Genomic DNA, 11,441 nt, shown 5'->3' with positions numbered 1-11,441 from the left:
TGGAGACGTCAAGGCGAGGATTTTTGGCGGGCGCATCACGAGGCATGGACGCGTAGCGACTTGAATCAACGTCAATATTGTGAAGCGCAAGGCATTCCGCTCAAGGCGTTTGGCAACTGGCGATCGTTGTTTAAAGTGGAGCCACAGCCGCCCAAGCGGAAGCTGTTGTATCGACGACGCCCCTTAAGTCCTCCCCTTAGTCCGCCGTTAAGTCCCCTCGTAAGTCCGGGGTCTTATCCCTCCTCGGCGGCAGCGGAGCCCATTGTTCCAAGACCACGTGAAGGGCATCGGCGACGGTTCAGCGAAGCCGACAAGCGTTGGATTCTTGAAGAGATGATACGGTCCGGTGCGAGCGGCAGCGAGATCTCGCGCCGCTACGGCATCGCTCCGCGCGTTCTGCGCCGATGGAAGCAGGACGTTGCCGCAGCGAAAGAGCTGGGCTTCGTCACTGTGCAGATCGCCGACGGAGCGACACCTGCGGCCGAGAGGGCCATGCCATGACGGCCTTGCTTCCTCCAAACGTAAAGGTGCACCTGGCTCTGGGCTACATCGATATGCGCAAAGGCATCGACGGTCTCGCGATGCTGGTGCAAGGCGTCCTGCACCAGGATCCATTTACCGGACATCTGTTTGTCTTCCGAGGTCGCACCAGGGCCAACCTTATCAAGATCATCTACTGGGATGGCACCGGCTTCTGCCTGTTCACAAAACGGCTCGAGCATGGTGTCTTTCTGTGGCCGCCGAGCATTGCGCCTGGCGAAACGCTGTCGTTGACCTCAGCACAGCTGTCGCTGCTGATCGAAGGTGTCGATTGGCGCGCGCCTGAGCAACGCTGGCGTCCGGCAATTGCCGGATGATCTGCGACCGATTGACTCGATGATGCAAGAAATGCGGCGAGAACGGTGCGAGTCAGTTAGATTCTTCTCGTATGAACGTCGATCTCGCCGCACTGCCCGACGACGTGGAGACGCTGCAAAAGCTGGTGCGTTCGCTTGTAGCCGAGCGCATCAGCCTCAGCAAGGCGAAGGCCGAGATCGAACGGCTCAATCTCATCATCAAGAGGCTGCAGCGCAACCAGTACGGCCGCCGGGCTGAGCGGCTCGATGACGAGCAGTTGCAACTCGGCTTCGAAGACCTCAACGCCGATCTTGCGCACGTCGAAACTAGCCTTCCGCCTCCGCCAGCCGAGAGCCGTCCCCCGAGGCCCCAAAGCGAGCGCCCGAGCCTGCCGGTGCACTTGCCCCGCGAGGATGTCAGGCTCGATGTTGAGCATCAAACCTGCCCGTGTTGCGGCGGCATACTGCACCTGATCGGCGAAACGACGAGCGAGATGCTCGACCATGTACCGGCGCGGCTGCGGGTCATCCGAATCTGCCGGCCGCGCTATGGCTGTCGGGCCTGCGGGACTATCCATCAAGCGCCAGCACCAGAGCGGCCGATCGCCAAAGGGCTGGCCTCCCCGGCTCTGCTCTCCCATGTTCTGGTCTCCAAATACTGCGATCACCTCCCGCTTTACAGGCAGAGCCAGATCTTCGCCCGGCAGGGCGTCACGTTGGACCGCTCGACCTTGGCGAACTGGATCGGCGGCGCCTGCTGGTGGCTGGAGCCCCTTCAATCCAAGCTCGCTGAACACATCTTTGCATCGCAGAAACTGTTCGCCGACGACACGCCTATCCCGGTACTCGATCCCGGCCGCGGCCGCACCAAAACTGGCCGGTTGTGGGTGTACGCCCGCGATGACCGGCCTTGGAACGGACCGGATCCGCCAGCCGCGGTCTATCTCTACAGTCCGGATCGCAAGGCTGAGCGTCCCGCTGCTCATCTGGCCAACTTCAGCGGCATCGTTCAGGTCGACGGGTTATCCCGGGTTCGATCGGCTTCGCGACGGCGGCACCATCCAGCTCGCAGCTTGTTGGGCTCACGCCAGGCGGAAGTTCTACGAGGTGCAGCAGGCGACCGCCTCGCCTGTCGCGACCGAAGCGCTGCGACGCGTCGCCGAGCTTTACGTGATCGAGGCCGCCATCCGCGGCCAGACCGCGGAAGCACGGCAAAGCATGCGTCGATCAAAGTCGTTGCCTCTGGTCACGGCGATGAAAGCATGGCTCGAAATGCAACTCGCCCAAATCCCGCCGCGCGGCGGGCTCGCCGATGCCACTCGCTATGCCCTAAGCCGCTGGGATGCTCTTTGCTGCTTCCTCAATGACGGCCGCATCGAGCTCGACACCAACACCGTCGAACGCGCCATTCGTCCGGTCACGCTCGGACGAAAGAACCACCTGTTCGCCGGATCAGATGGCGGGGCTCAGCGCTGGGCCACAGTCTGCTCCCTCATCACCACGGCAAAGCTAAATGACGTCGAGCCCTTCACCTATCTCAAGGACATCCTTGAACGCATGTCGGCAGGTCATCCCATGAGCCGGCTCGATCAGCTCTTGCCATGGAACTGGCGCCCGGCAACTATCCTCAACTAAGATGACGTGTCAGGAATAGACGCTTACCCGCTGGAAGGCGGTCGTTGAAACCTCTGCCATCCATCATGCAAGTCGCCACGCAAGCGCGCGTCGCCAAAGCTTTGCCTGCCATCCGCGAACAAATCTCGGTGAGACTTTGTCGGATGTTCTAGCTCGATCTACTAGACCGAACATGCCGGCGCTTTGCCCGCCCTCAATTCTTCATCTTCGCTTCTTGCGACTCCGGAATTTATAGCTAATAATTCGCTTGGCGTCATAGACCGAGCGATGCTCGAGCGAATGCGACCTCAACAGGCCTGCGGGCGATGCCCGTCGTGAACTCGGCGATGCCGAGGCTCGCACAGAGTGCGAGCGAGTTGTCCGGGAAGACGTGATCCCCGGACATGAACCGAGCCTGATCCTGCGAAAAATCTTGATCTGAAATGTCGCAAGCCAGCGGCGCGTTAGTGCTTGTTTTTGGCTTACGCGCAACAGGAGCAGCTCATGCTGAATTTATCGATGGTACCCGTAGAGGCCCTAACGCCAAATCCGCGCAACGCCAAAACCCACCCCCGCAAGCAAATCCGCGCTCTGGCTGACGTAATGGCCAACTTGGGTTTCTGGTGCCCCATTTTGGCAGATAAGAAAGGCAAGATCCTTGCAGGCGAAGGCCGGTGGCAAGCTGCCAATCTGCTGGGTCTAAAGCAGGTCCCGGTCATTCGAGTCGATGGGCTGTCTGAAGCAAAGCTCCGGGCGCTTGCGCTCGCCGATAACAAGATCGCGGAAAGCGCTGGTTGGGACCGGGAGAAGCTGTGCGAAGAGCTTGTTGAGCTGTCACACCTTCTGGTGGAGGAAGGTCTTGATGTCTCGATAACAGGTTTCGTCCCGCCCGAAATCGATCAACTCCTGGCGGATTTCGAGGAAGACTTATCAGATCCGGCGGATGACCTAGATCATTTGTGGAGTAACGCGGAAGCGGTCACCAAACCCGGTGATCTGTGGAAGTTGCAACATCATCGCCTCCTTTGCGGTGACGCCCGCGATGAAAACCAACTAGTTCGCCTCATGAATGGCAGCACAGCCGCCATGGCGTTTCTTGATCCCCCATACAATGTACGCATCCGCGACGTGGTGGGACGAGGCCGATCTAAACACTCGGAATTCAAGATGGGCGTCGGTGAACTCTCAGACGCCGAGTTCGTGAAATTCCTGAGAGACTCACTGGGTGCAGTTGCGGCCGTCTCATGCGATGGTGCCATTCATTACGTCTGCATGGACTGGCGTCACATTGGGCAATTGTTCGAGGCCGGCGGAAGCGTCTATGGCGCATCCCTCAATTTGGCCGTGTGGGTCAAGACGAACGCTGGCCAAGGCTCCTTTTACCGAAGTCAGCATGAACTGATCGGAATCTTTCGAGTCGGTCGAAGCCAGCATCTAAACAATGTGGAGTTGGGCCGTCATGGTCGCTCGCGGTCGAACGTCTGGAAGTACGCCGGTGTCAATACGTTCCGAGCGGGACGCCTTGATGATCTAAAATCGCATCCAACAGTAAAACCCGTTGCTTTGGTCGCAGATGCGATCAAGGACGCCACACGCCGTCGTGACATCGTCCTCGATACCTTTTGCGGCTCCGGCACATCAATCCTCGCCGCCGAGCGAGTTGGCCGGAGGGCCTACGCTCTCGAACTCGAGCCGCGCTTTGTCGATTTGGCAATCAGGCGATGGCAGGAGTTCACGGGGCGGGATGCCATCCACCTCGATTCCGGTCTCACTTTCCACGAAATGAGTGAGCGTCACTCAACATTGAGCGATCTGCCTGAAAAAGGAGCGGATCATGATTAGGAAAAGGAAAGATTCTTCATCCGACGACGATCACAATGGGGCATCGACAGAGTATGAAGTCGGCTATGGCCGGCCTCCAATACAGGGCCGATTCAAACCTGGGCAGTCCGGCAACCCGAAAGGCATCCGCAAGCGGCGTCGGAATGTTCGGTGTGTATCGGCTCTGAACTTTGCCTCCTATCGGCGGCCAACCGTGACCCCAGCCCGCTGCTAATTTCTTTCGCGGGGGCAATAACTTCAAGCGTTATACGCGGGGTCAACGTTGGAAGCCGATTGGGGGTCAAATGGCTCGCCGATTTACACTTCTGTTCGGGAATGCAGCGACCGCCACAGTTGGTTCAGTCTCTCGGGTGCCTGCCCCTGACATCGACGATCAGGTTCGCAAGGTTATCCTGGAGCCGAAGCATCGGCAGCTCAAAGCTACCGGTCTCATCGACAACGCCTTCGCGCGCACGCTGATCGAACGGATCGAGGTCCGGCAAAACCGCCTCGTCGTGCAGCTAAAGCAGAATCCAGACAATCCCGCTGAAGAAGACCACTCCATCGTCATCCCCTGGATCAAGCCACCCTCCAAACGAGCGCGATCCATCCTGCGCCCGACCTCCGCAAAAGTTCCGCTCCGCCCGATCAAGCTGGAGCGACGGGCCACGCTCGTTGCAGCGATTGCCCGCGGCCGGCGCTGGCTTGATGAACTCATCACCGATTCAGCGACAAATGCCCGAGCGATCGCGACGCGCGAACGCTGCAGCCTGAGACACGTCAATATGACACTGTCGTTGGCCTTCCTCTCTCCCGCCCTCACCAAGGCCGCCGTTGAAGGTCGATTGCCACGTGGCGTCGGTCTCGAACAATTGCGCGAGCTCCCGCTTGAATGGGATCGTCAGTTCGAAACGCTAGGTCTCGATCCGATCTGACGAGCGTCACCGTCCTTTTGGTGTTGCCATTCCCGAGCCGCGGCGAAAGGGTTGCTGGCATTTCCCCCAAGGCACGTTTCACGCAGACGGGCAGACCGTCGCGGTTCAAAAGCCTCCTCAAAGTAACATCACGCCGGCTATCTCCCGTTGAGCGATCCTCGTCGGTGAGGATCTCACCGTACGTCTTCTCCACGAAATGGAGCATTTCGACGAAATGGTCGAGATAGTAGTAGACCGGCAACGTGGTAGGCTTCATTTGACGCGCGCTGGGTTCCTATCGATTCTGGTCAACGAATCTGTTCTCAACGACCAGCCAATACGGTTTTATCGTTCCTTTTTTGTTCTGACAGTCTTATTTGTCAAGATAGAGCGAAGGACGGATCCGCAGAGATGGACGCACCGGCCGAAAGCCGACCCGACGCCGGCCTTTCCCACCGCAAGATCATCCACATCGACATGGACGCCTTCTACGCGTCGGTCGAGCAGCGGGACAATCCGGATCTTCGAGGCAAGCCGGTCGCGGTCGGCGGCTCGGCGGAACGCGGCGTTGTGGCTGCGGCAAGCTACGAAGCCCGCAAGTTCGGGGTCCGGTCGGCAATGGCGTCCGTCACTGCCAAGAGGCAGTGTCCAGACCTGATTTTCGTGAAGCCGCGTTTCGAGGTGTACAAAGCCATCAGCCGACAATTCCGCGACATCTTCGCGGAGCACACGCCGATCATCGAACCGCTGTCGCTGGACGAGGCCTATCTCGACGTCACCGAAAACCTTCAGGGCATCCCCCTCGCCCGCGACCTGCACTTCGGATCCGCGAGAAGATCAAGGCCGAGACGGGCCTCAACGCTTCGGCCGGCATCAGCTACAACAAGTTTCTAGCGAAGCTCGCTTCGGAACACAGGAAGCCGAACGAGCAGTACGTCATCTCTCCGGCGATAGGCGCCGCGTTCGTGGAGTCGCTGTGCAAATTCCACGGCATCGGTCCGGCGACGAGCGCGAAGATGAATGGCCTCGGCATCTTCACCGGATTAGACATCCGCGCCCAGACGCTCGAGTTCATGAATGCCAACTTCGGCAAATCCGGCACCTATTACTACTGGATCTCGCGCGGCGTCGACGATCGCCCTGTTTGCGCCAACCGCATCCGCAAGTCCATCGGCGCCGAGAACACGTTCTCGGCGGACCTCACGACATTCGACGCCATGACCGCCGAGTTCCGGCCACTGATCGACAAAATCTGGGGCCACTGCGAGAGCACCGGCAGCTGGGGACGGACCGTGACGCTCAAGGTCAAGTTCTTCGATTTCGAGATCATCACGCGGAGCCGGTCGGTCCCGACGGTCGTGTCGAGCCGGGACCACTTGGAGAGCTTGGCGATCGCCCTGCTGCAGGCCGAGATACTCTTCCCGAAGTCGGTTCGCCTGCTCGGCGTGTCGCTGTCCTCGCTGCAAGCGCTGGGGCACGACGACGTCGAACGTCAGCTCGATCTGCCCATCTGACGCTGTCCATTGGAAAATTCGGGAAGTTTCATCTCCAACGCGGGATGTAACCTTGTGCTCGCTTCGGGCGTCAATGTCGCAACTTCTCTCCGGTCGTGCTTTCCGAACTCCCCCACATTTTTCGGATTTGCTCCAGGCCGCGCTCGACACCGTGCACAAGCCAGGCAGCGAGAAATCTGACATGTCGAAGATTCTTGTGAACCCTGGCGTATCGCTGGTTCTGCCGCCAGCCTCGACACTGATGTACCCAATCACTTTTTGCGATGCGCGCGTTGAGCTTCTTCTTTCGAGCCTTCGCACACTCTGCCAAGAAATACGAGCGGACCTCGTACCTATCCGGAGCGTCGACGCAAGCCGAGCCAGGACACGGGCGCGGCAACGCAAACTAGCGCAGCTCCCGCTTTACAGGTCGTGAAAACGTTAAGACATACGCCATACCACTGCCGGGTCTACGCTCTCGGTAAGCATGGCTAGAACATCCAGGCGCTTCGCTGTTAAACTTGGTCGCTGGGGCCGCCGCGTAAAGTGGGCGCAGCGACTGATCACCAACGTGCCGCAATCGGTTCGGATCGCAGGCATCGTCGCGATCATGCTTGCCACCTTCGCGTTGATCAACCTTATCGTTCAGGTGGTCCGCAAACCGAGTGAGTTGTTCTTCTTCGTCAGCCACAGACTTAGCAAAGAGCCAGCCGAGACGTGGCGGCAATACGGGCCTTTGTTTAGTGCATTTGCGACCCGTTCGATCTCGCCGGAATTGTTGGCAGCGCTCGCTCAAGTCGAAAGCTCGGGCAACCCGGTAGATCGGACATATTGGCGCTGGCGGTTCAGTTTCAATCCTTTCAATATCTATCAGCCGGCATCCAGCGCCATCGGCCTATTCCAAATGACGGATCCCGCCTATGCCGAGGTTGCACATCTCTGCATCCGAGCGAAATCAGTCGAAAATTCTGGTTGTGGCTTCGGCCCCTACATCCGCGTCATACCCAGCCATGCCGTCGAGTTGGCATCGATATACTTGGACCGAAATGTAGCTGCCGTCCTCACTCGGTCAGGTAACAAGCCGTCCAACGAGCAACAACGGCAAGATCTTGCCGCCTTTATCCATCTCTGCGGCGGAGGCCCCGCCACCGCATACGCGCGCCGCGGCTTCCAAATGAAGGCTATGGAGCGGTGCGGAGATCATCTCGTGGCGGCGTACATCTCCAGAGTCAATGCGATGAAGCGGCTGTTCCAGCAGCTTGTGGCCAACCATGGAAATTAGCCGCAAAATATCCATCTTCATGAGCTTGGGGTGTCCAATCTATCGGAAATTCCGAGTTTGAGCTGCAGCCTACAGGGCTCGTTGAAGTCAAAGCGATATGCTCCCGGGCGGCGCCATCGATCGACAGCCATTTCTTCTGTTTAGTGAGCGTAGTGGCGTCAGACGACTCAAAGCCAGCGTGCGCGCTTGAAGCGAACAAAGAGAAACGTGCAAAGTACCACGATGATCCCGACGACGACGAAATATCCATAGCGGGCCATAAGTTCCGGCATATGCTCGAAGTTCATGCCGTATATGCCCGCAATCGCGGTCGGGACCGCAAGGATGGCGGCCCAAGCCGCGAGTTGGCGGGTGATAGCGCCCTGTCGCTGCTGCTCAAGTAACGTGCTTGCCTCGAACACAAAGGTCAGAACGTCACGCAGGCCGCCGACCCTGTTCTCGATGCGCCGCACATGATCGAGCACGTCGCGGAAATAAGGTCGCGCTTCCTCGTCAAGGCAAGGTAGGTCGAAGTGCACCAGCTTACTGCACAATTCGGCCATGGGCCCAAGGATGCGTTCAAAGCGGGTGAGTTCACGCACGCAGCGTAAAGAGCCGGGTGACGTCGTCGCGGGTAAGAAAGGCATCGAGTGCGCGATGCTCCATTGCCAGCACTTCCTCCTCAATCTCGTCGACGATCGGCATATAGCCGTCGACGACGAAGTCGAGAATGGCGTGGAGCACATAATCCACGCCATGGCGCAACAGCGACGGGGCAGCTTCCAGCTGGCTGCGTAGCTCCGTGTGCGCACGGGCCGATCCATGGCGCACCGTGATGAGATGGTTTTCGCCAATGAAAATCGCCGTCTCGCCGTAAGCTATGCGTCTTGCTTCGCCGAGCAAATACGCGGTGCGGGCCACAGCGAAGAGCTGGTCGCCATAGACTTCGATTTTGGGAAGCTGGTGCGCCTTCAATGCATCCTCAACCGCGAGCGGATGAAGATCGAAACGCTGCTGAAGCGTGCGTAGCTCTACCTCGGAAGGCTCAAAAAAGCCGATCCAAATGAACTCGGACTTATCGTCTACGAGAACAGGTGGCGCATCAATTGACACTGGTGCAGCGCGCCGCCCGTTTCTGTACAAATAGGCAGCGACGACGCTCATAGACCCTCCAAGTAAGGTTTAGTATATACCGACTAACAGAATGCCGTGCTGTTGTCGCCTCTGAAGGAGAGAGCGCAGACGCTGAAGGCTAGAGATCAGTTTCTTCAGACCACGGCTGCCGCCATGGGACTGCCGCGTATGACCGCGGCCGATTTCGCAGGTCTTGCCGTCTTTGACGACGCTGACGCTGTGATCGCGATGTAGAAGCAAGGCGCGACCACCGGCGCCATTCCACAGGCGGATGAAATCGACCTTCCCGGCACCGTGACCCTCCGCTACTTGCAGCATCCACTCATTGTTGCGTGCGAACGGATTTTCGTCGGGCTTGAGCGGACCAAGCTCCTCGGTCGCGATGTGCATCGAGGCCCGCGACTTCGCGGCGAAATAACGCTTGCGCCACTCTGCACCGGCAAAGTTGACGGATTCCGCTAGAAATTTTTCTTCGTCAAACGGGAGATAGATCGCTCGCTGCAATCGCCGTCGTACTATCTAAGCGTCGCAATATATGCCGCGATATCTGAAGTTTCATCCCGACTTAGCTGCATGTCTGGCATATTCGGATGTGGATTGAGTAAGAAAAATGCGAGCTTCGCGGCATCGAAGTCGGGCTTCTTTGCAATGGGTTTCAAACGGCGGCGCGTCAGTCGTGGCCCGTTTTTGATCGGTTCCAACAAGATGACAGCCTACGCACCAACGGTTGACTAGCGTCCGGCCATGATCGGCATCCCGCGTCGGACCATGGTCTGGAATGGCAAAGCATGCGGTTGCCAAGAGTGAGCTGACTATGCAGTAACCGATCCAGACTAACTGTCGCGGCATCGACCTTCCTTTCCTTTGTTCACCAAAGCAGCGGGCACCGTAGGCCCGTTTCATTGCAGAAGCGACCGCGGGTTGAGCCGGTACCTTGCGATTTCTTACACTATGCCGCGTTTGGCGGTGCGTTTCATTGTGCGACGCTCGACATTAGGCGGCGAGGTAGTCTGGAAAGCTACTTCTAGTTCAACGATTGGCCGATCCTTGGTGCCATTGACACCCTCACCGCTGGACATTCGTTTGCGGCGTCCTAAAACTGCATGGCACCATCCACGTGAGACATGGGAGCGGCCGGCCGCAAACCATATGATGATCTGTCATTGTGACTTGCAGAGAACGATCGGCCTGCTCCACGCCTTCGATCCTCTGCCGCCGCTGCGGAGCGACATGCGCGCTCTCGACCTCTCCTATGAACGTCCCTAAGAATCATTTTGAGCCGTCGAAGGGTCGAACCCGGAAGATTGAACCGCGCAGGCGATTAATGTCGCGCCGCTACCGCCGCACCGGCGCCGATGCAATTCGTCAACCATTCGCGGCGGTGACAATTGGTTCACCATCGCCGTTAAGCCCTTCTGACAAGTCGTCGTGCGACGAATGCGTCATGATCGAAGACCAACTTCGACAGGGGGCGCGTCGGTCAGATCGTTCTGGCCACTCGGGGATCAGCATGGCAGCGAAGAAAAATCAAAAGAAAAACAGCGGTCGGACAACGACCGCGGCTGCCGCTGCTAGGGCCCGGACTCATAACCAATAGCTGACGGTTGCGGCGATGCAGACGGCAGCCATGAAGTTGACGGCAAGACGGTCATAGCGGGTTGCGACACGCCGGAAGTCTTTGAGACGGCAGAACATGCGCTCAATGGTGTCATTCGGCATGCAAAATTGACCCCGTAAGCCGGGGGATCGGCGTCCAAAATTGACCCCCTACAGGTTGGCTGTTGCGCTGCCTGCTTTGTCATGAAGCAGGTGGTCGGGGATGCTGATCGTGGAGACGATTGCGCGGATACGGCGCGAACACTTCATCAAGGGCAAGACGATCAAGGAGATCGCCCGTGACCTGAAGGTGTCGCGGAACACGGTCCGGAAGGTGCTGAGGTCGGGCAAGACCTTGTTCGAGTATGAGCGTTCGATCCAGCCGCGCCCCAAACTCGGGCGTTGGGCGGCGGAGCTTGATGAACTGCTGGCGGCGAACGCGGCCAAATCGGCTCGCGAACAGCTGACGCTGATCCGGATCTTCGAAGAGTTGCGCGGACGCGGCTATGACGGCGGCTACGATGCCGTACGGCGTTACGCCAGGCGTTGGAGCAAGGAGCGCGGGCAATCGACCGCGGCGGCCTATGTTCCGTTGAGCTTTGCGGCGGGCGAAGCCTACCAGTTCGACTGGAGCCATGAGATCGTTCTCCTCAACGGCGTGACGGCGATCGTGAAGGTCGCTCATGTCCGGCTGTGCCACAGCCGCATGCTGTTCGTGCGGGCCTATCCGCGGGAGACGCAGGAGATGGTATTCGACGCCCACGACCGGGCG

At 58.7% G+C, this 11,441-nt stretch carries 8 protein-coding genes and 4 pseudogenes; 9 read left to right on the top strand and 3 right to left on the bottom strand.

Going from position 1 to position 11,441, the window contains the following annotated elements:
- From NB311A_RS22600 to NB311A_RS08870, 8 genes and pseudogenes are all read left to right on the top strand, one after another.
- The coding region (locus NB311A_RS22600) for a transposase (RefSeq protein WP_245256973.1) at window positions 1-501 on the top strand (501 nt) is incomplete at its 5' end.
- Window positions 498-857, top strand: a complete 360-nt coding sequence (tnpB, locus tag NB311A_RS08895) for an IS66 family insertion sequence element accessory protein TnpB (RefSeq protein WP_009798194.1) — start codon at window positions 498-500, stop codon at window positions 855-857. The genes NB311A_RS22600 and tnpB, both read left to right, overlap by 4 nt.
- Window positions 858-928: 71 nt before the next feature.
- Window positions 929-2,471: pseudogene (locus NB311A_RS08890) on the top strand (IS66 family transposase).
- A 483-nt stretch (window positions 2,472-2,954) separates the two neighbouring features.
- The gene (locus NB311A_RS08885; protein WP_040674602.1) at window positions 2,955-4,292 is read left to right on the top strand and encodes a site-specific DNA-methyltransferase; all 1,338 of its coding nucleotides are present in this window, start codon (window positions 2,955-2,957) and stop codon (window positions 4,290-4,292) included.
- Window positions 4,285-4,506 carry a DUF5681 domain-containing protein gene (locus NB311A_RS22595; RefSeq protein ID WP_116394747.1) on the top strand — a complete coding sequence of 74 codons (222 nt, stop codon included), beginning with the start codon at window positions 4,285-4,287 and terminating at the stop codon, window positions 4,504-4,506. Before NB311A_RS08885 ends, NB311A_RS22595 begins: the two co-directional genes overlap by 8 nt.
- A 70-nt stretch (window positions 4,507-4,576) precedes the next feature.
- A complete protein-coding gene (locus NB311A_RS08880; protein WP_245256972.1) occupies window positions 4,577-5,206 on the top strand; it encodes a resolvase in 630 nt (209 codons plus the stop codon).
- A 390-nt stretch (window positions 5,207-5,596) separates the two neighbouring features.
- Window positions 5,597-6,699 (top strand): annotated as a pseudogene (dinB, locus tag NB311A_RS22915) (DNA polymerase IV).
- Between the two features lie 466 nt (window positions 6,700-7,165).
- Window positions 7,166-7,960 carry a transglycosylase gene (locus NB311A_RS08870; RefSeq protein WP_040674597.1) on the top strand — a complete coding sequence of 265 codons (795 nt, stop codon included), beginning with the start codon at window positions 7,166-7,168 and terminating at the stop codon, window positions 7,958-7,960.
- Window positions 7,961-8,127: 167 nt separating this feature from the next.
- Here NB311A_RS08870 and NB311A_RS20465 read toward each other — a convergent pair.
- The 3 genes and pseudogenes from NB311A_RS20465 to NB311A_RS08850 all read right to left on the bottom strand — a co-directional run.
- Window positions 8,128-9,103: pseudogene (locus NB311A_RS20465) on the bottom strand (magnesium and cobalt transport protein CorA).
- An 18-nt stretch (window positions 9,104-9,121) separates the two neighbouring features.
- Window positions 9,122-9,577, bottom strand: a complete 456-nt coding sequence (locus tag NB311A_RS08855; protein ID WP_009798182.1) for a hypothetical protein — start codon at window positions 9,575-9,577, stop codon at window positions 9,122-9,124.
- 1,080 nt (window positions 9,578-10,657) lie between these two features.
- A pseudogene (locus NB311A_RS08850) lies at window positions 10,658-10,783 on the bottom strand (IS5/IS1182 family transposase); the annotation flags it as partial.
- A gap of 109 nt (window positions 10,784-10,892) precedes the next feature.
- Between NB311A_RS08850 and istA the strand changes: the two are divergent.
- The coding region (gene istA, locus NB311A_RS08845) for an IS21 family transposase (protein WP_009798179.1) at window positions 10,893-11,441 on the top strand (549 nt) is incomplete at its 3' end.

The organism is Nitrobacter sp. Nb-311A (assembly GCF_000152905.1).
GTDB lineage: Bacteria > Pseudomonadota > Alphaproteobacteria > Rhizobiales > Xanthobacteraceae > Nitrobacter.
Note: the sequence above shows the minus strand (reverse complement) of the source record. Positions and strands in the feature narration are given on the sequence as shown.

What these genes read in the sequence shown, in the direction of transcription:
- tnpB (WP_009798194.1), top strand. Translation starts at nt 498, where the DNA reads ATGACGGCCTTGCTTCCTCCAAACGTAAAGGTGCACCTGGCTCTGGGC.
- NB311A_RS08885 (WP_040674602.1), top strand. Translation starts at nt 2,955, where the DNA reads ATGCTGAATTTATCGATGGTACCCGTAGAGGCCCTAACGCCAAATCCG.
- NB311A_RS22595 (WP_116394747.1), top strand. Translation starts at nt 4,285, where the DNA reads ATGATTAGGAAAAGGAAAGATTCTTCATCCGACGACGATCACAATGGG.
- NB311A_RS08880 (WP_245256972.1), top strand. Translation starts at nt 4,577, where the DNA reads ATGGCTCGCCGATTTACACTTCTGTTCGGGAATGCAGCGACCGCCACA.
- NB311A_RS08870 (WP_040674597.1), top strand. Translation starts at nt 7,166, where the DNA reads ATGGCTAGAACATCCAGGCGCTTCGCTGTTAAACTTGGTCGCTGGGGC.